The 18,341-nt window shown below is 50.3% G+C and carries 25 protein-coding genes; 14 read left to right on the top strand and 11 right to left on the bottom strand.

The genetic code is table 11. The features are described 5' to 3' along the window. Positions 1-34: 34 nt before the first annotated feature. Complete coding sequence (gene fadR, locus IAE48_RS05770; RefSeq protein WP_094419657.1) at positions 35-754, bottom strand: fatty acid metabolism transcriptional regulator FadR; 720 nt, start codon at positions 752-754, stop codon at positions 35-37. 306 nt (positions 755-1,060) lie between these two features. On the opposite strand from fadR, the gene dsbB reads away from it, so the two are divergent. Continuing rightward, positions 1,061-1,591 carry a disulfide bond formation protein DsbB gene (dsbB, locus tag IAE48_RS05765; protein WP_200133756.1) on the top strand — a complete coding sequence of 177 codons (531 nt, stop codon included), beginning with the start codon at positions 1,061-1,063 and terminating at the stop codon, positions 1,589-1,591. Between the two features lie 58 nt (positions 1,592-1,649). Here dsbB and IAE48_RS05760 read toward each other — a convergent pair whose 3' ends face one another. From IAE48_RS05760 to IAE48_RS05750, 3 genes are read right to left on the bottom strand one after another with little or no spacing between them, the layout of a single operon-like run. Beyond that, positions 1,650-1,805, bottom strand: a complete 156-nt coding sequence (locus IAE48_RS05760) for a hypothetical protein (protein WP_200133755.1) — start codon at positions 1,803-1,805, stop codon at positions 1,650-1,652. A gap of 14 nt (positions 1,806-1,819) precedes the next feature. Continuing rightward, on the bottom strand, positions 1,820-2,206 hold the full coding sequence (locus tag IAE48_RS05755) for a S24 family peptidase (RefSeq protein ID WP_200133754.1): 387 nt from the start codon (positions 2,204-2,206) through the stop codon (positions 1,820-1,822). Continuing rightward, positions 2,206-2,445: a DNA polymerase V gene (locus tag IAE48_RS05750; RefSeq protein ID WP_139569729.1), complete on the bottom strand. Its 240-nt coding sequence runs from the start codon at positions 2,443-2,445 to the stop codon at positions 2,206-2,208. Before IAE48_RS05750 ends, IAE48_RS05755 begins: the two co-directional genes overlap by 1 nt. 223 nt (positions 2,446-2,668) lie before the next feature. Here IAE48_RS05750 and IAE48_RS05745 point away from each other — a divergent pair, with 223 nt between their 5' ends. The 3 genes from IAE48_RS05745 to IAE48_RS05735 are packed head-to-tail and all read left to right on the top strand — an operon-like array spanning position 2,669 to position 5,251. Beyond that, positions 2,669-3,031 (top strand): GtrA family protein, encoded by a 363-nt coding sequence (locus IAE48_RS05745; protein WP_139569730.1) that lies wholly within the window; start codon positions 2,669-2,671, stop codon positions 3,029-3,031. Next, positions 3,028-3,960 carry a glycosyltransferase family 2 protein gene (locus tag IAE48_RS05740; protein WP_200133753.1) on the top strand — a complete coding sequence of 311 codons (933 nt, stop codon included), beginning with the start codon at positions 3,028-3,030 and terminating at the stop codon, positions 3,958-3,960. The genes IAE48_RS05745 and IAE48_RS05740 overlap by 4 nt, the downstream gene beginning before the upstream one ends. Next, complete coding sequence (locus IAE48_RS05735; RefSeq protein ID WP_200133752.1) at positions 3,947-5,251, top strand: hypothetical protein; 1,305 nt, start codon at positions 3,947-3,949, stop codon at positions 5,249-5,251. The genes IAE48_RS05740 and IAE48_RS05735 overlap by 14 nt, the downstream gene beginning before the upstream one ends. Positions 5,252-5,279: 28 nt before the next feature. Here IAE48_RS05735 and IAE48_RS05730 read toward each other — a convergent pair whose 3' ends face one another. Beyond that, positions 5,280-7,295, bottom strand: coding sequence for a hypothetical protein (locus IAE48_RS05730; RefSeq protein ID WP_200133751.1), 2,016 nt, complete (start codon positions 7,293-7,295; stop codon positions 5,280-5,282). Between the two features lie 56 nt (positions 7,296-7,351). Beyond that, complete coding sequence (locus IAE48_RS05725) at positions 7,352-8,419, bottom strand: host specificity factor TipJ family phage tail protein (RefSeq protein ID WP_255564386.1); 1,068 nt, start codon at positions 8,417-8,419, stop codon at positions 7,352-7,354. Positions 8,420-8,440: 21 nt separating this feature from the next. Here IAE48_RS05725 and IAE48_RS05720 point away from each other — a divergent pair, with 21 nt between their 5' ends. The 7 genes from IAE48_RS05720 to IAE48_RS05690 all read left to right on the top strand — a co-directional run bounded on the left by IAE48_RS05720 (position 8,441) and on the right by IAE48_RS05690 (position 11,786). Then, positions 8,441-8,854 (top strand): hypothetical protein, encoded by a 414-nt coding sequence (locus tag IAE48_RS05720; protein ID WP_232045419.1) that lies wholly within the window; start codon positions 8,441-8,443, stop codon positions 8,852-8,854. Between the two features lie 91 nt (positions 8,855-8,945). Further along, on the top strand, positions 8,946-9,164 hold the full coding sequence (locus tag IAE48_RS05715; protein WP_200133750.1) for a TraR/DksA family transcriptional regulator: 219 nt from the start codon (positions 8,946-8,948) through the stop codon (positions 9,162-9,164). Positions 9,165-9,166: 2 nt separating this feature from the next. After that, entirely contained in the window at positions 9,167-9,436 is a 270-nt protein-coding gene (locus IAE48_RS24045) for a hypothetical protein (RefSeq protein ID WP_232045418.1), read from the top strand. Continuing rightward, the gene (locus IAE48_RS05705) at positions 9,437-9,673 is read left to right on the top strand and encodes a hypothetical protein (protein ID WP_200133749.1); all 237 of its coding nucleotides are present in this window, start codon (positions 9,437-9,439) and stop codon (positions 9,671-9,673) included. Positions 9,674-9,816: 143 nt separating this feature from the next. After that, positions 9,817-10,050 (top strand): hypothetical protein, encoded by a 234-nt coding sequence (locus IAE48_RS05700; protein WP_200133748.1) that lies wholly within the window; start codon positions 9,817-9,819, stop codon positions 10,048-10,050. A 172-nt stretch (positions 10,051-10,222) separates the two neighbouring features. Beyond that, a complete protein-coding gene (locus IAE48_RS05695) occupies positions 10,223-10,471 on the top strand; it encodes an excisionase family protein (RefSeq protein ID WP_054803809.1) in 249 nt (82 codons plus the stop codon). Positions 10,472-10,502: 31 nt separating this feature from the next. Then, positions 10,503-11,786: a site-specific integrase gene (locus IAE48_RS05690; protein ID WP_200133747.1), complete on the top strand. Its 1,284-nt coding sequence runs from the start codon at positions 10,503-10,505 to the stop codon at positions 11,784-11,786. Positions 11,787-11,812: 26 nt separating this feature from the next. On the opposite strand, the gene IAE48_RS05685 is transcribed toward IAE48_RS05690, so the two are convergent. From IAE48_RS05685 to IAE48_RS05675, 3 genes are all read right to left on the bottom strand, one after another. Further along, positions 11,813-12,259, bottom strand: a complete 447-nt coding sequence (locus tag IAE48_RS05685; RefSeq protein ID WP_023480182.1) for a YcgN family cysteine cluster protein — start codon at positions 12,257-12,259, stop codon at positions 11,813-11,815. A 91-nt stretch (positions 12,260-12,350) separates the two neighbouring features. Then, positions 12,351-13,010 carry a fumarylacetoacetate hydrolase family protein gene (locus tag IAE48_RS05680; RefSeq protein ID WP_200133746.1) on the bottom strand — a complete coding sequence of 220 codons (660 nt, stop codon included), beginning with the start codon at positions 13,008-13,010 and terminating at the stop codon, positions 12,351-12,353. Between the two features lie 140 nt (positions 13,011-13,150). Then, on the bottom strand, positions 13,151-13,426 hold the full coding sequence (locus tag IAE48_RS05675; protein WP_094419653.1) for a YcgL domain-containing protein: 276 nt from the start codon (positions 13,424-13,426) through the stop codon (positions 13,151-13,153). Between the two features lie 122 nt (positions 13,427-13,548). On the opposite strand from IAE48_RS05675, the gene minC reads away from it, so the two are divergent. From minC to minE, 3 genes are read left to right on the top strand one after another with little or no spacing between them, the layout of a single operon-like run. Beyond that, positions 13,549-14,244 (top strand): septum site-determining protein MinC, encoded by a 696-nt coding sequence (minC, locus tag IAE48_RS05670; protein WP_200133745.1) that lies wholly within the window; start codon positions 13,549-13,551, stop codon positions 14,242-14,244. A 22-nt stretch (positions 14,245-14,266) separates the two neighbouring features. Beyond that, positions 14,267-15,079, top strand: a complete 813-nt coding sequence (gene minD, locus IAE48_RS05665; RefSeq protein ID WP_042712035.1) for a septum site-determining protein MinD — start codon at positions 14,267-14,269, stop codon at positions 15,077-15,079. A 3-nt stretch (positions 15,080-15,082) separates the two neighbouring features. Further along, positions 15,083-15,349 carry a cell division topological specificity factor MinE gene (minE, locus tag IAE48_RS05660; protein WP_004384978.1) on the top strand — a complete coding sequence of 89 codons (267 nt, stop codon included), beginning with the start codon at positions 15,083-15,085 and terminating at the stop codon, positions 15,347-15,349. 86 nt (positions 15,350-15,435) lie between these two features. On the opposite strand, the gene rnd is transcribed toward minE, so the two are convergent. Both rnd and fadD read right to left on the bottom strand, forming a co-directional pair. After that, entirely contained in the window at positions 15,436-16,563 is a 1,128-nt protein-coding gene (gene rnd / locus IAE48_RS05655; protein ID WP_094192962.1) for a ribonuclease D, read from the bottom strand. Positions 16,564-16,635: 72 nt separating this feature from the next. Beyond that, entirely contained in the window at positions 16,636-18,321 is a 1,686-nt protein-coding gene (fadD, locus tag IAE48_RS05650; protein ID WP_200133744.1) for a long-chain-fatty-acid--CoA ligase FadD, read from the bottom strand. Positions 18,322-18,341: the final 20 nt, after the last annotated feature.

Here is an 18,341-nt window from a genome sequence, read left to right as displayed (position 1 = left end):
ATGAAAACCCCTCTCTATGAGGGGTTTTTTGTCACTAGCGGCTTTGTAGCGCGAGATCGCCAGGCATGGTTTTCTGCATCTTGTGCCAGATCTCCCCGCTGTCATGCCCGTAGCGACGAACCAGTTCATAAACCTGGTCGTGCTGGGCATGCTCGCAGATCTCTGCCAGCCGATGATAAAAACCGAGTGCGAGGCTACGTGCCTCCGGGCTGGAGAAGTAGTGGCGACCAATGCGGGTATAGAGCCCTTTCATACCGTTCAGGATCAGACCATAGATCGGGTTGCCGGAAGCAAACGCCAGACCGCGAAAAATGTTGTAATCCAGCTCAGCAAACGCATCGGCGTGATCTTCGACTTCACGCGCGGTGGCAAGCACCTTTAACGCATCTTCAGGATGCTGGCGAAACGCAGTGCGAATGAAAATCGTGGAAATGTTGGTACGCACGGACAGCAAGTTATCGATCAACTGCGGTACGCTTTCGTGATCCAGACGTGCCAGCGTTTCCAAAATATTCAGACCGGAGGTTTCCCAGAAATTGTTCACTTTTGTCGGTTTGCCATGCTGGATAGTGAGCCAGCCATCCCGGGCAAGTCGCTGCAGCACTTCACGCAGTGTGGTACGAGTGACGCCAATCAGTTCAGAGAGCTCGCGTTCAGCAGGAAGAATCGACCCCGGAGGAAAGCGACTATTCCAGATACTTTCGATGATGTACTCTTCCGCGAAACCCGCCGGGCTCTGCGCCTTAATGACCATATAAGATTTCCATAACACAGCTAAGCAATGAGCACTCATCATACCAAAGCATGCAGTGGGCAGGTAGCGTAGGGTAGGAAGAAAAAAGGCGATCAACGTTTTATTTTGACGAATTTGCTACATGAATATTTCGTGCAAATATGCCTTAAATCCAAATAATTAACTGAAGATCCGCCAAAATGGCGTAGGCGATGTTTCACTTTTTGCTGACTAAACATTCCATTACGCATTATTTTGCCCCCGCTAGTGGCCTTGAGATTGATTTCGTTTACACTGCGGTCTCTACGCATCTCCAGGGAAATGATTATGTTGCGATATTTAAATAAGTGCTCACACGGGCGCGGCGCCTGGCTGCTGATGGCGTTAACCGCCTTTGCGCTTGAGATGACGGCGCTGTGGTTCCAGCATGTCATGTTGCTGAAACCGTGCGTGTTATGCATTTACGAGCGCTGCGCCCTCTTTGGCGTCTTGGGTGCCGGTATTGTCGGTGCCATTGCGCCAAAAACTCCGCTTCGCTTTGCCGCCCTTGCCATCTGGTTCTATAGCGCCATTCGCGGCATCCAGCTGACGTGGGAACACACGCAGATCCAGCTTCACCCCTCCCCTTTTATGACCTGCGATTTTGCCGCGCGTTTCCCGAGCTGGCTGCCGCTGGATAAATGGCTGCCGCAGGTGTTTGTTGCCTCCGGCGACTGCGCGCAGCGTCAGTGGGAGTTCCTGAAGATGGATATGCCGCAGTGGCTGCTGGGCATTTTTGTCGCCTATCTGGTGGTGGCGCTGCTGGTGCTGATTGCGCAGTTCTTTAAACCGAAAAAACGCGACCTGTTTGGCCGGTAAAAAAACGCTCCTTCGGGAGCGTTTTTTATTGATGAAAGCAGTGATGAGACGCAGAGCCTCAATCCGCCCAATCCGGTTTGTTCAAAACAGGCAGCAGTAAAAAATCACTTTGCGTTGAAGTGAAATAAAAGCAGGTTAAAAGCAATGCATAAGCGCAAGGCGAGCCGACACCTTCAGGGGTTTTGAGTTGTTTTGCGCTAATTTTTTGCCCCATCCATGCCCCATCTTTCACATCACCGGATTATCATCGAACTCACCGGTGCGCGCGTCGTTGATGATGTAGGTGATAACGCCTTTGAAAACCAGGCGGCCTTCGAAGTCATCACTCGTCATCGGGTAGGTGATTTCAGGCCTGTCGAGTTCTTCCAGTCTCGGTCGAGGGTAAAGCCGCAACCGCAGCATTCGCATTTGCTCATCCATGTGACACATCACGATCGACCCGTCTACCGGAGTTGCCGACATGTCCAGAACCAGCAACCCCCCCTTCTTTATCGCTTCCCGGCGGGACTCTGTGCCGGCGCGCAGGAAGTATGTCGCGGAAGGTACGCGGATCAGCTCATGGTCGAGCGATATCTTTTCATCCATGTAGTCAGCAGCTGGCGAAGGGAATCCCATCACAGACCTCCGTTCGGGTTGTACATCATGAACGTGCGGAGCTCACCCTCTTGTTGGGAGATATCCTTGAACGTGCTGACATGTCCCTCAATCCACTGGTTGGCCTGCCTTGGCGACAAGTCCCAGTTAAAGGTGAGTAAAACCTTAACGAAGTTTTCTGTAGTGATCGTGCGTCGACCGCTCGGCTCCATCACTATGGCCTGCCTGAATGCTGTCTCGATATCGTCTCTTCTTGGCATAATGCCCCCGCAATACTGTTTTTATATACAGTATTTGTCATCAGAGAATATATCAAGAAGGCGAAGCCTATTGATGATCAGAATGTTGATGAATATTTTTCTATTCCTAAACATTCTCTTTGCAACACATAGGCTTATCTTTATAGGATTTGTCCCACTACATTCTCGATCGATGCCACGCCCGATGGTAGACTATGCCCCTCATAAAACTGATGATAAGAAAATGTTAAAACTTTTTGCTAAATACACTTCTGTTGGCTTAATCAACACGCTCATCCATTGGGTTATTTTTGCCATGTGCATTTACGTTTTTCAAACGAGCCAGGCGCTAGCCAACTTTTCTGGATTCATCGTCGCTGTAAGTTTCAGCTTCTTCGCTAATGCACGATTCACGTTCAATTCTTCTACTACCACTTTGCGCTATATGCTTTATGTAGGCTTCATGGGTGGGCTGAGTGCCGCTATTGGATGGATGGCTGATAAGTGCGGTATGGCACCGATTATTACACTCGTTGCCTTTTCTGCTATCAGCCTGGTGTGTGGTTTTATTTATTCCAAGTTCATTGTCTTTAGGGATGCGAAATGAAAATCTCTCTGGTCGTTCCGGTATTCAACGAAGAGGAAGCAATTCCAATCTTCTATAAAACAGTCCGGGAATTCGAAGAGTTACAGCAGCATCAGGTTGAAATTGTATTCATCAATGACGGCAGTAAAGATGCTACTGAAGCCATTATTAACGCCCTGGCGCTATCCGATTCGCTTGTCGTGCCGTTATCTTTCACGCGTAATTTCGGCAAAGAGCCGGCTTTATTTGCTGGTCTTGAGCATGCCACAGGCGATGCCATCATCCCTATCGATGTTGATTTACAGGACCCAATTGAGGTAATCCCTCACCTCATTACGAAGTGGCAGTCCGGAGCCGATATGGTGCTGGCAAAGCGAGCAGATCGCTCTACCGACGGCAGGCTGAAGCGAAAAACAGCAGAGTGGTTTTATAAACTGCATAATAAAATCAGCAGCCCAAAGATTGAAGAGAACGTTGGCGATTTCCGCCTGATGTCCAGGGAAGTAGTAGAGAATATTAAGCAGATGCCAGAGCGAAACCTTTTCATGAAAGGTGTACTGAGCTGGGTCGGCGGGAAAATTGATGTTGTCGAATATGCTCGCGCAGAACGCGTCGCCGGAGATTCCAAGTTTAACGGATGGAAACTGTGGAACTTAGCTCTTGAGGGTATTACCAGCTTCTCCACTTTCCCGTTGCGCATGTGGACCTACATTGGCCTGGTCGTGGCTGGCTTATCATTCCTGTATGGCGCATGGATGATTATCGATACCCTGGCTTTTGGTAATCCGGTGCGAGGCTATCCATCTTTGCTTGTTTCGATACTGTTTTTGGGCGGGATACAGCTTATCGGAATTGGCGTTCTTGGCGAGTATATCGGAAGGATTTATGTCGAGTCGAAACAGCGACCGAAATATCTGTTGAAAAGTAGGAAATCTGATGATCAACATTAAGGAACGATATCTTTTATCTGCATTGATATTAGTTGTTATTGTGGCTACAAGTGATTTGTTCCTCATAAACACTGGTGACTTCTATCGACTTGATTATGGTTTCATGAACGATGCTGCGATGTTCAACCGTGATCTTCCACTTATTTTTAATATTAAGCCGTTATTTCTCCCGCTGTGGGAATACGACTATAAAAGCTCATATACAGTTCTGGTGTATTGTTACGCATGGCTATTATCATGGGTTACACCTTTTTTTGATATGCGTGTTTTCGCCTCATTACAGAAAGCATTTTACATAGCCTCTGTTTATTTACTTTTCTCATGCTGTAGCGAAATAAACAAAAAGTGGCTAAAGTTCCCGATATTTGTTATTTGCTGCATACCATTGTTATCATCTTCAATTCTGAGCTTTTCCAACTCTCTTTATCAGGAGCAGGCTTTGATTCTTTTCATGCCGCTTCTGATGGTTGCCATTTATAAGAGAATGGATTTTTCAACGTTTTTGCTTTTGTCTTTTATTGCGTGCTCTAAAAGCCAGTTCTTTTATCTACCACTGCTCATGCTTGTTTACTATGTCATTTATGACAGAGAGCATATTTTAAGAAAACTGGCCATGATGGTTGTTGCTCTTGGGTTGGCAGTCTCCTGTATTGTGTTTACTACCACAGCAACTACGTATAACAAGTATCACTCCGCGTACTTTGGTGTATATGCACTGGATAAGTATGCTGGCCTGAACAAGGCGCAGTATGATAAAGACTGCGCGGGCGTTGATGCGTGGGGCAATGTCTTGAGCCTTGAAGAGGGTGCCATACCAAGTGATATAGGCGAGTCCTGCTTCAAAAAACATCCCGAGGCCGGATTTAAAAGCGCAATCCAATACATCGCAGAAAATCCTATGACAATTATCACTCTCCTTTTCGATAAAAACATCAAATCGCAAATGGACGAGGATTATTTTCATGTCTACAAATCAATAAAAGTGATGGTGAATGACCACGGATTTACAAGTAAAGTAACCCATGCAAAGCAGAAATTTTATGGCTCACTCAAGCCTATTCTTTCAATAATAATCCTGATAGCTTCAGTAATCTTTTTCAGAAACAGGCTGAGCGGTTTGCTTTTTCTCGCCAGCGCCACTGCTATATCTCAGTTTTACATAGCTTTCATCGGTGAAGGGTATCGTGACCTTGCAAAGCATCTGATGCCAATGAATTTCAGCTTCGATATGTCCGTCTTCATTCTGTGCATACTAATTGTATCTGCATTGAGCAAGAAGCTCAGAGCGTAAAAAAAGGCCGCATATAGCGGCCTTTACTTTACCAATCTGTTGATGCGATTAAACCCCTAAAAAACCTTCTGTATTGGTTTGAATCTATAACTGCGGATGTCCTGATGCACAACCTTTCATTGCTATTTGGCGTTGTGAGGTACTGCTCAATTAGTGCAGATGTACCTGAGACGGCCTGATCGCCACGCTGAATGGTCGTATACCCACCATCGTAAGAGCCGAAGATTGTAAAGTTCCCATTCACGTTTGCAATGTCTGGAGTAATAGCGCTGTACTCACCAAATATCAGCAAATTATTTCTGAAAGGTATATTTGTGACGATCATCGCTAGGGTGCCTTTAAAGCCTATGCCTGACTTATTCCAACCGGCAGTAGCTGTAACCCTATCTCTGTTCGAAGATCCGCTAATTACCTGCACTGGATACGCTTTCTGACCTTGAAATGCATCAGAACTCGAAGAGTCTCCCCTCATCATCCTGTCGATAATATTATTAAGCGACTTGTGCCCAGTAACTGAGTTTCCGCCTACCAGAATAGATTCTGTTATGTACGGTACCGGGTACTTCTTCTCAGAGGTCGCCGCAACAAAAGATCGGAATGTTTCGTTGGAGCGAATACCTCCGGTTATCGTTGGATCACCAGCCCCATCCCAGACAAAGACAGCAAACTCACCATTTCCGGCGTTACGGAAAACCTCAGCCCCCCGTAAGATTTGTGTAACATCGTCCGTCCCTGCGCCCGAAGAAGAGGTAAAGGTACCTAAAACAGGAATTACCTTTTTGTTTCGGCTGTGGGCCTGCATACCCGCAAAGCTACGGCGCATACGGTTCAAATCATTGGCGACCCTTTCTGAAATGGTTCCAGAACTTTGCCGCTCCGCATATGGATCAGCTAAAACGATGTCATAATAATCGAGTAACAAATCAGATATAACATCAGCACCATACCATGCATCAACTATCACAACGGGCTTATTCGAGTACTGCCTGATTAGGTCATAACGCGTTTTTTGTTGCGCGTAACTTATGTTACGGCTCATTGCCTCGTCATAAGTCGCCCACCCAAGGAGTGCAGGGTGATATCGGTAAGCACTCAGGAACTGCTCGGTTGTCATTCCCGGAGCACCGACTTCAGTACTGACTATAACGCGTAAGCCAATTGCCCGTGCATTATCAAGCACCTTCTGTACGGTGCCGTCACCATCATTTTCAACCGTGTTAGGGTGGCTGAAGTTACCATAGTGCTTGATGGTATTGATGCCGAGAGATTTTATGAATGCCAGTTCACAGAGGTCGTAAGCCGATTCAACATACATGATCCGCAGTTTTGCATCGTCCTGCACTTTATCGGAGAAAGACACCTTCACGACGCCCAGCGAATAACGCGAAGTGTTAAGGCTCATTACACCCGTGTGGAGATTCCACACATTCTGGCTGGCTGTAATAATTCCGGTCACCTTATAAGTTTTCGCCGGGTTCCAGTGAACATTTTTACCAGACGTCAGAGCAGAAATGACAGACGCGGAGTTATCTGCAGCTGCAATATCGCAACCAAAATCTTCCGGTGAATATATTTTGCCATCTAATCTCTCGATCTCTTCCTGGACTGTGAGCCCTGAACTAGCACCAACCATGGATGCGCCTGCAGCTGATGCAAGCATCGCCCTCAAAGCCGAATCACCTACGGATATCCATGCATCAACACCAACACCGCCAGTTGAGCCAGGCGTTGATCCAGCAGCTACTGTTTTAGTGAGCACGCCATCCCACCGATAGTACTCACCATCTGTTTCGTCCTTCAGAATCTGGTTTGGCAGTGTCAGTGTCGCTCCGGCCTGGAATGTACCAACCGGAATCCATCCATACTGCGCTATTGCCTGCTGAGCGAGCCAGCGAATTCCCTCAATGGTGTAGTGAGCATTACCGAAACGGTCGATATACTGGTGAACCAGGGAAGTAACGAACTCATCGATCTTACCCGCATTGAATTTCAGATCACGCGGGGACTCGCTCGGGACGGGCATATTAGTCGGTGTGGTAGCCATATTTTTTCCATATAAAACCCGGCGCACCGGCCGGGTGTAGTTGAATTGGACAGGTCTTATGAGTAGATAGCTTCGCTATACTCTGCGACAGACAGAGAAACCGTGTTGTCTGAATTAGGCTTTATAGTCCCCACCTTCCATAACTGGCTGTCCAGCTCTTCGACGGTTGCGATCAAATAGCGCGATGGCAGCTGCACCGTGTCGCCATTCCAGATATTGAGTTCAATATTTGGTATTGCGGCCGTAAATCCGTATTTCGTTTCACTGCGCGCAGTCGCAGGATAACGCTGCGTAGGATTTCCCAGGCTGTCAGTAACCATCACATACATCGTGCCGGTAAAAGTGATTGACTCGCTGGTATCAAAATTATTTCCGGCGCGCCCTGTTATGTAACCCTGATGCTGGTTGCTGTCGTAGATGTCCGGCATCTGAATGACACTGCCCACCTGTATAATGCCGTCCTCGAACACCCGGGCATTCATGCGAACACGCGAATAAATCAGACGCTTGGTCTCGCGTAGTGCGCGCTCTCTGGCCTGATATTCATTACGAAATCCGACGATCTCCATTTTGTTCGGATTCTCAGCTTCCTGCTCTAGGATAGCGCCGTTTAACACGCGATAGTTGATGTAGGTCTTGTTGTTAGTTTTCGGGTGAACATACGACACCTGCACCCCGTCATATCCGCCAGGAAGAGTGGCTTCGTACGTCATTTTGTACTCGTCCGTCTTCATATTGGCCCGGTTGAATACTGCCGCCGGATAGTTAACTTTCTGGTCGCGCGTGAAGGTCAGCACGCCGTCATCCCAGTACGGCACAACCGACGCTGCATTACAGATAGCCTGTACGCGGTCGCCCAACGAATCATTCTCATCATCGAACGTGTAGTCGAAGTAACCCAGACGTTCATCAGGCAGGCTTTCGGCGATCGAGTACAAACCGTAAAGGTCAATGCTGCTGACAGGCTGCTTTTCGCCTTTCTTTTGGTCAGTCTTCTTCGCCTTGCCGGTCTTTAACCAGCGCTCAGCCGTTGCGTCGTCAACATCTACCACCGAGCCAACCTCCAGTTTGCGGAGGTCGGCACCGGCGTGCAGGTTGGTTGCCACGATTTCTACCAGTGCCATGATTTATCCTTAGCTCGATGCGTGAATGACGGAATATTTGTTGTTGATGTCCTGCTTGGCGATATAGTTCAGGAGTTCATTAAACGCGTAAGCAATGACTATCTGATTGGCTACTTCGACCCGCAACTGCAAAGCACTGTCGATGATGACAATGACGCAAACCGTCTCTTCGTTAAGTCACAAATCATCAAACTACGCCGGGAGAAGGAAATCGCAGCAGAAGAAGCCCGCGAAATGTGGGACGAGGCTGAGGATGCAGATGACGTGAAAGCGAACTGCTGCGATCGGCTCGTTGGAGACAAATTGCTTGGGCTGTTGGGTGATGACCCCTGGTATGCGAACTGGCCCTCTGTACCAAACCACAAATACCAATACCTCGAACGCATCATTGATGCGGTGCGCGGTGGGCTCGCAGAACTGGAGCGTACCGCATGAAGGCACTAATCACCCAGGAGCTTAAGGCTCCTTTTTTATTGCTGGCGTTCACCTTCAAACGTATTAACCAACAGTTCCGGGAGCAGTGATTATGGCCGACATCATCGACAGTGCATCAGAGATTGAAGAGCTTCAGCGTAACGCTGCACTTTCCGCTCACCGCGTCGACCGCAATGCGGTATCGGCTGAGCATTGCGAGGAGTGCGGCGATCCTATTCCTGATCTGCGGCGCGCGGCGATGCCCGGCTGCCAGATGTGCGCCGAGTGCCAGGGGATTATCGAACTGAAGCGCAAGCAGAGAGGCTTTTAACGATGAAACCAAAAATGACCCGCGGCGAATTACGCGTCATCGCCGATACCGACCATGTGCAGTGCGGTGATGCTGCGGCAATGGCAAACATGCTGCTTGAGTTGCTGGGCAGCGGGTCAGTGCCAAACCCAGTGCTGGTTTATGCCGATAGCTATCGTGACCTGGCAAAAAAAGGTGTTGAGTCGGTTCAGATATGGAGCGTTATTACTGACCTGGAGAGAAACATAACTCCGCTGTTCAACGCCCCGGCAGCGCCTGAGGAGGAGGTGTGAATGGAAACTATTCAGGACATCCGTAACCAGTTAGAGGTGATCGTTGTCGCCGCGCACCGCGTCGCATGCTCTCTCGATATTGGCGATGAGCGCACCGAAGCTTTCGAGCTTTACGAAGCACTGCGCCGACTTCAGCGCAAGGGAGCGGCTGCGGAGATGCTGGCGGCCACAAATCCTTTATTCAATCTTTCGCAGGATGATGACGATTATGACTGGTGGGTGGATGATGACAACTGAGCTGCGCACCATGATTCAGCGAGAAGTTCTAATGACGATACCGTCAAGAACATGTTGAAATATAACGTTTATTAATAATCATAACCCTTCCTTTGCGCTGTCTTACTGATATGCTCATATTTCACCCAACCCCAGGAGATGATATGAGCATTGATTCGATAATCCCTTGTCCGTTCTGCGGCGTTCAGCCTAAAGAGATGCTACTGGATGTTTGCATTAGCACTCCACCATCAAAAGGTGCTGATGGCCATCACGATGTTATCTGCCAAACGGAGGGTTGTGAGGTTCAAAACAGGGCTGTTTATAACAAAGCATGGAATATTGTTGCCGGAGATACAGACACTCTGCATGAAGCGATAAAACACAACTGGGTTTAACCACCACCTCTGTTCAACAAAGCCGCCGAGTCCGGCTTTTTGATTACCACTCGGTAGCAACTTACAGGCGATTCCCTGAGTCGCCTGATGGGTGTTAAGCACCGATAAGACCTATCTATCATCCCTTAATGTTTGCCGCCTGCGGGCGGCTTCTTTTTGCCTGGAGTAAACCATGAGTGAAGCGATCCAACTGGTGCCCAATAAATGGGTATCGGAAGAAGTGCTGATGGCGATCACTGGCCTGACCAAAAACGCTATCAAGTCCGCGCGGGAAAAGTCCTGGATGGAAGGCCGCGAGTACCGGCATTACTCCGGAGACTGCCAGCCGAAGGACAACTCCCCTATTCTCTACAACCGCCACGAAGTCGATAACTGGGTGGAACGTCAGCGCCCGGCGATCCCCCGTCAAAAATCTGCTTAAATAGCCCCTCTTTCATAACAGAGGAAGAAGCATGTCTAAATATCCAACCGGGGTCGAGAACCACGGGGGCACACTGCGCCTGTGGTTTATCTACCAGGGTGTAAGGGTACGTGAAAATCTTGGCGTACCCGATACCCCTAAAAACAGAAAGATGGCTGGCGAGCTCAGAACGTCAATTTGTTATGCAGTCAAAACAGGGACATTCAACTATGCAGAGCAGTTCCCGCAGTCTCCAAACCTCTCTCGGTTCAGTTTACTTCGCCCTGGCGCAACCCTGGGTGAAATAGCCGATCGCTGGCTTGAACTTAAAAGGATGGAGATAACACTCAACGCATTTAGCCGCTACAAGTCTTACATCAAGATTTGTGTTGATATTTTGGGGAGAGAAAAGAAAGTTTCTGGCATTTCTAACGAACACATTTTGTTGATCAGGAAGGAGCTTTTGACTGGATATCAAATGCCCGCCAAGCATCGCGAGCACTGCAAACCCAAAAAGGGAAGAACAGTGAGAACCGTCAATGTGTATCTCAACTGTCTTGGTGGCATGTTCTCGTTCGCAAAGCAAAATGGATACATCGATAAAAATCCATTTGAAGGTATCGATCCACTCAGGAAGAGCAAATCAGAGCCTGATCCTCTTTCCAGGGATGAATACTACCGCCTTCTCGATGCTTGCCCATCAGAACAGATAAGGAATCTGTGGATTCTGGCAATTAACACCGGTTTACGACATGGTGAGATCAGCGCGCTGGCGTGGGAAGACATAGACCTGAGAAACTGGACTATCACCGTTAGTCGTAACATTGCTTTGAAGGGGCACTTCACGCCTCCCAAGACAGAGTGTGGTAACCGTGTGATAACGCTCACTGACGCAGCGATACAAGCCCTCAAATGCCAGATGGCTTATACAAGGATGGGTAAGCAACATCAGATAGAGGTGCATCTCAGAGAGTTTGGCAGAACTCGTATTGATGCATGCACTTTTGTTTTTGTACCGAGACTCACAGCAAGGAACGGTAAGGGTGGTGACTGGTACGCTCCCGGGTCATTTGGAGCCACATGGAACGAAGTTCTGAAGCGCGCCGGCATTCGTCATCGACGAGCATATGAGTCGCGGCACACTTTTGCATGCTGGGCGTTAAGTGCTGGAGCCAACCCCAACTTCATAGCTACACAAATGGGCCACACATCTGCACAGATGGTTTACAACGTTTACGGTAAATTGATGACCGATAATAACCGAAACCAGATGGATATTTTGAATGCGCACTTTGGAGGAAATGTCCCACACATGCCCCAGGCACAAAATCAGTAAGATAAAACCTCTTTCATATCAACGCCTCAATCCGCCCAATCAGGCTTGTTCAGGATATGGGCTTGCCAGTCACGCACTTCAGACTCTTTCACCGCAATGTGGCGAACGGAAATCCGCTCAGCGTGCATCGCCGCTTTTGACCCGGTACGCAGCGGGTGCCAGACCGGCAAATTTTTCCCCTCAGCCAGCAAGCGGTACGCACAGCTTGGCGGCAACCATTCGAAGGTCGGCAGATTCTCACGGGTCAGCTTGATGCAGTCCGGTTCATATTCGAAACGGCGCTCGTAGTTACGGCACTGGCAGGTTTTGATATTTAACTGGCGGCAGGCAACGTTGGTGAAGTAGATCTCGTCAGTATCTTCATCCATCAGTTTGTGCAGGCAACACTGCCCGCAGCCGTCACAGAGCGATTCCCACTCTGCGTCCGTCATTTGGTCGAGAGTTTTGCTTTGCCAGAAAGGAGTGTCGCTCATGATAAAATCCGCCGTTGGTAACCAGGGTGCACCTTATAACCACTCTGGCAGAGGGATGCAAGTTTTGCCGCCCGAATGAGCGGCAAAAGCATTAAAGCACGCGGGTCGAGAGAGAGTGTTCGTTGAGGCGCAGCTCGAGTTCATCACCGCTGCTAAGCGGGCCGACGCCTTCCGGCGTACCGGTGAGGATCACATCCCCCGCTTTCAACGTGAAAAATTTACTCATATAGGCAATCAGCGGCACGATTTTATGAATCATGTCAGAAGTGCTGCCCTGCTGGCGAATCTCGCCGTTAATTTTCAACTCCAGCGCGCTGTTCTGCGGATCGCCCTCAAACTGAGCGGCGGGGATAAAACCCGAGATGGGACAAGCGTTATCAAACCCTTTCGCTTTCTCCCACGGCTGCCCTGCTTTCTTCAGTTTGCTTTGCAGGTCGCGCGCGGTCAGATCCAGCGCCACGCCGTAGCCCGCTATCGCTTGTTGAACATGATCTTCGGTCGCACGGCGCAGCGTTGCACCAATTAGCACCGCCAGTTCAATTTCATGATGCACCGAGCCAAGCTCAGTCGGCAGCACCAGCGGCTGGCGAAGGTCACACAATGCGGATTCAGGTTTAATAAACAGCACCGGCTCTTCCGGCGTCGCGCTGCCCATCTCCTTTATATGCTTCGCATAGTTACTGCCGACGCATACCACTTTACTCACCGGGTAATCCAGCAGAGCGCCCTGCCAGTTATGATGTTGATACATGTTTTGCCTCTCCGGTAACACGTTGAACATGAGCGAAAAATGACTATCCGCGCCGCCCGGCGGTTTGTCAAATCGCAAAATGAGAGGGATGTAGTGGGTTTAAAAAAGGCGGTGGAATAATCCGCCGCCTTTAGAGAGAGTTATTGCTGAGTGTTCGCCGCGAGATGCGCTTTAAGTAAATTTTCCGGCGGCGGCGGAAGCTGTAAATAATATCCCTGCTCGCTGAGCGCGGTTTTTACTTTTTCCAGATCCGCGCCAGCTAATTTTTTACTGCCGTCGAGGGGTAAAATCATCGCTAACTGCGGTTGGCCGAAACTTTGCATTAATGTTTCCGGCACACGAGAAAAATCGTCTCTTTTCTCAACATACAGATAGGTCTGTTCACGTCTGGCACTTCGATAGATCACACAAAACATACTTTTACTCGGAATTAGGAGGTGGTTACTTGCCTGAATATAACAGGGACTATAACATGCCCGGTAGTATTCAGAATATCACCCCGATTTCGGGTGTTTAGAGCAAAATGAGTAAGGTCAGGATGTCAAACACGCCCATCGAGCTTAAAGGCAGTAGTTTTACCTTATCCGTGGTTCATTTGCATGATGCAAAACCCGAAGTTATTCGTCAGGCGTTAGAAGACAAAATCGCTCAGGCTCCTGCATTTTTGCAGCATGCTCCCGTGGTGGTGAATGTCTCAGCACTGGTAGGTCCGATTGACTGGCCGCAATTGCAAAAAAGCATTGCCGCCACCGGCCTGCATGTTGTCGGTATTAGCGGCTGCAAAGACGCTGAACTGAAAGCGGAAATTGAACGCGCTGGCTTTCCTATTCTGTTGGAAGGCAAAGAGAAGGCGCAACCGCGCCCGGAGCCCGTTGCTGAACCGGTATCCGTCGCCACGCCGGCTATTAAAACACGGCTGATTGATACCCCGGTGCGCTCAGGTCAGCGAATTTATGCGCAGAACTGCGACCTGATTGTCACCAGCCACGTGAGCGCAGGCGCGGAGTTGATTGCCGATGGCAATATTCACGTCTACGGCATGATGCGCGGCCGCGCGCTGGCGGGTGCAAGCGGTGATGATGAAGCACAAATATTTTGTACCCACCTGACGCCGGAGCTGGTCTCTATTGCGGGTGAGTACTGGCTGAGTGACCAAATCCCGGCCGAATTTTATGGCAAAGCGGCGCGTCTGCAACTGGCAGGTAACGCTTTGACAATTCAACCCTTAGATTAAGCCCTTTTAACAAGGAACTCCTATGGCACGCATTATTGTTGTTACTTCGGGTAAAGGGGGCGTCGGCAAGACCACCTCCAGCGCGGCCATCGCTACTGGTTTAGCCCAGAAGGGCAAGAAAACGGTCGTTATAGACTTCGATATTGGCCTTCGTAACCTTGACCTGATCATGGGCTGCGAGCGCCGCGTTGTGTACGATTTCGTTAACGTTATCCAGGGCGACGCAACGCTGAACCAGGCGTTGATTAAAGATAAGCGCACTGAAAATCTCTATATTCTCCCGGCATCGCAGACGCGCGATAAAGACGCCCTCACCTATGAAGGCGTTGATAAAGTATTAGAAGATCTAAAAAAAATGGACTTCGACTTTATCGTCTGCGACTCACCGGCTGGCATCGAAACCGGCGCGCTGATGGCGCTCTACTTCGCCGATGAAGCCATTATCACCACCAACCCCGAAGTATCGTCCGTGCGTGACTCTGACCGTATTCTGGGCATTCTGGCTTCCAAATCACGTCGTGCGGAGAGAGGTGAAGAGCCAATTAAAGAGCATCTGCTGCTCACCCGCTACAACCCAGGCCGCGTTAACCGTGGCGACATGTTGAGCATGGAAGATGTGCTGGAAATTCTGCGCATCAAACTGATTGGCGTGATCCCGGAAGATCAGTCTGTACTGCGGGCCTCCAACCAGGGCGAGCCGGTTATTCTGGATGCCAATGCTGACGCCGGTAAAGCGTATGCCGATGCCGTGGAACGTCTGCTGGGAGAAGAACGTCCTTTCCGCTTCATTGAAGAAGAGAAGAAAGGTTTCCTCAAACGCCTGTTCGGAGGATAAGTTATGGCATTACTCGACTTTTTTCTCTCCAGAAAAAAGAATACCGCCAGCATCGCTAAAGAACGCCTGCAGATTATTGTTGCAGAGCGCCGCCGCAGCGACGCTGAACCCCACTATTTGCCGCAGCTGAAGCGCGATATTCTGGAAGTCATCTGCAAATATGTGCAGATCGATCCGGAAATGGTCACCGTACAGCTGGAGCAGAAAGGGGACGATATTTCTATTCTGGAGTTGAACGTCACGTTGCCAGAAGCGGAAGAGACGAAATAGTCTTCGCAATAAGGGCAATAAAAAAAGGCAGAATAAATTCTGCCTTTTTATTTATCTGCTCAAATACACTGTAATTATTTACAGTCTTATTGCGGATACTCTGCTAATAACGCGTTCAGACGATCGGCCATCAATTCACCGCGCCAGCCGCTGATTAATTCCGGCAGGCTATTTTGCGTCTTTAATTTCCAGTGCCAGTTTAATAACTGATTAATCTGCCGACGCGAAGCCAGCAGCTCAACGCTAATATTTTCGCTTTCACTGATGGTCTGCACCTGCGCTTTAATCGCTTTAAACGCTTTGCGATAGCCGGGCATATCCATCAGATTACGCAGCGGTTCAGGCAGCGCCTCTTCCGGCAACTCCTGCGCCTGCGCGACCAGCGCCACGAGGGTTTTACCGTGAAAACGGATTTCGCTGCCGGAGAGACCAAGGCTATCCAGCTCGCCGAGGCTGCCCGGCATATAGCGCGCCACGGCCCAGAGATGCTCTTCACGCACCACAAAGTTCACCGCCATGTCACGCTCGCGCGCCTTGCGCAGACGCCACGATGCCAGCAACTGTAAACAGGCCAGCTGGCGCGGGCGCAGCTGCCAGGCGTTAGTGATTTCACGCCATGCCTCGTCCGGTGCCAGCACTTCCTGGCGGCGCTGCATCATTAAGCGACACTCATCAAGCGCGGCAGCCAGCCTGCCCGCCTGCTCGGTTTCTGCCAGCAGTTTCCCGGCGATAGGCAGCAGATACCAGACATCTGCCGCTGCATAGTCACACTGACGCTCGGTCAGCGGACGTGCCAGCCAGTCGGTGCGGGATTCGCTTTTATCAATCACCGTCCCGGTAAACTCCTCCACCATCGAGGCAAAGCCCCATGACATCGGACGGCCGCAGAATGCCGCGAGGATCTGCGTATCAATCATCGGCTGTGGCTGTACACCAAACGTATTGAGGAACACTTCCAGATCTTCGCTTCCCGCGTGCAGATATTTGGTGATTGCCGTATTGGTGAGCAGGTCGCGAAACGGCGTCCAGTCGGTAATGGTCAGCGGATCGATAAGCGTGACACGCTCGCCGTCATACATCTGCAGCAGACCCAGTTGCGGGTAGTAAGTGCGGGTGCGGACAAATTCCGTATCAAGGGCAATGGCTGGAAACGCACTGGCAGCTTCACATATGGCTGCCAGCGCATCGTTCGTCGTTATCATCTGGTAATTCAAATCATTTTCTCTTCAGTTTGCGCCCATAAAAAACGCCGGCTTTAACCGGCGTTCGGGAGGCTAACGGATAGCTCAGGCGTTATTGTCCACTTTGGCACGCGCTTCGTCACGTAATTCTCGTCGCAAAATCTTTCCGACGTTCGATTTCGGCAGCTCCGTGCGGAACTCAACCTGCTTCGGCACCTTGTAGCCTGTAAGCTGTCGGCGGCAGAAGGCGATCAGCGCCTCTTCCGTCACGGAAGCCTCTTTTTTCACTACAAACAGCTTCACCGCTTCGCCGCTGTTCGCGGACGGCACGCCAACGGCAGCCACTTCAAGCACACCGGGGTGCTGCATCACCACATCTTCGATCTCGTTCGGATAGACGTTGAAACCGGAGACCAGAATCATATCTTTTTTGCGATCGACAATACGCAGGAAGCCCTCGTCATCCATCACCGCAATATCGCCGGTGTGCAGCCAGCCATCACGCAGGATCTCATCCGTTGAATCGGGACGCTGCCAGTAGCCAAGCATCACCTGCGGCCCTTTAATGCAAAGCTCGCCCGGTTCGCCCGGAGCGACCTCGTTATTGTCGTCATCCACCAGCTTGGCTTCGGTCGACGGTACCGGCAGGCCAATACTGCCGCTGTGGTAGTCAATATCGTGCGGGTTGACGCTCACCAGCGGCGAGCATTCGGTCAGGCCATACCCTTCCAGCAGATACTGCCCGGTCAGTTTGACCCAACGATCCGCCACCGCCTGCTGCACCGGCATCCCGCCACCGGCGGAAAGATGCAGTGATGAGAAGTCGAGCTTTCTGAACTCGTCATTATTAAGCAGCGCGTTAAACAGCGTGTTCACGCCGGTCATAGCGGTGAAGGGGTATTTGCCCAGCTCTTTCACCAGCCCCGGAATATCGCGCGGGTTGGTGATCAGCAGGTTCTGCCCGCCCAGCTCGATAAACAGCAGGCAGTTCATGGTCAAGGCAAAGATGTGATAAAGCGGCAGCGCGGTGACCACCAGCTCTTTGCCGCGATGCAGCAGCGGCCCGTAAGTCGCGTTTACCTGTTCGAGGTTAGCCAGCATATTACGGTGGGTCAGCATCGCCCCTTTTGCCACGCCGGTGGTGCCACCGGTGTATTGCAGAAACGCCAGATCCTCGCACACCAGTTCCGGTTTGACATACTGCATGCGGTAGCCGTTTTGCAGCGCGCGGCGAAACGAGATGGCGTCCGGCAGATGATATTTCGGCACCAGCCGTTTGATATATTTAACGACAAAGTTGACCACCGTCCCTTTTGCCGTTGAGAGCTGATCGCCCATGCGGGTCAGAATGACGTGGCGCACCTGGGTTTTGTCGACAATCTTCTCCAGCGTGTGGGCAAAGTTGGAGACAATCACAATTGCCGCCGCGCCGCTGTCGTTAAGCTGATGCTCAAGCTCACGGGGTGTGTAGAGCGGGTTAACGTTTACCACAATCATCCCGGCACGCAAAATCCCGAACAGCGCAACGGGGTATTGCAGCAGGTTCGGCATCATCAGCGCCACGCGATCGCCCTTTTGCAGGCCAAGCCCCTCCTGAAGGTAGGCGGCAAATGCCCGGCTGCGCTCCTCCAGTTTACGGAAGGTCATCACCTCGCCCATATTGATAAACGCCGGCTGGTCGGCATAACGGGCTGCTGAGTGTTCAAATAATTCAACCAGGGATTGATAACGGTCAGGGTTGATCTCCGCAGGCACATCGGCGGGATAACGATTTAACCAAACCTTTTTCAATGCATCACCTCTAAAATGAG

The sequence above is a fragment of the Kosakonia sp. S57 genome (assembly GCF_016516575.1).
GTDB lineage: Bacteria > Pseudomonadota > Gammaproteobacteria > Enterobacterales > Enterobacteriaceae > Kosakonia > Kosakonia cowanii.
The sequence above is the reverse complement of the archived record's forward strand: the minus strand, read 5'-3'. Positions and strand labels throughout refer to the sequence as shown.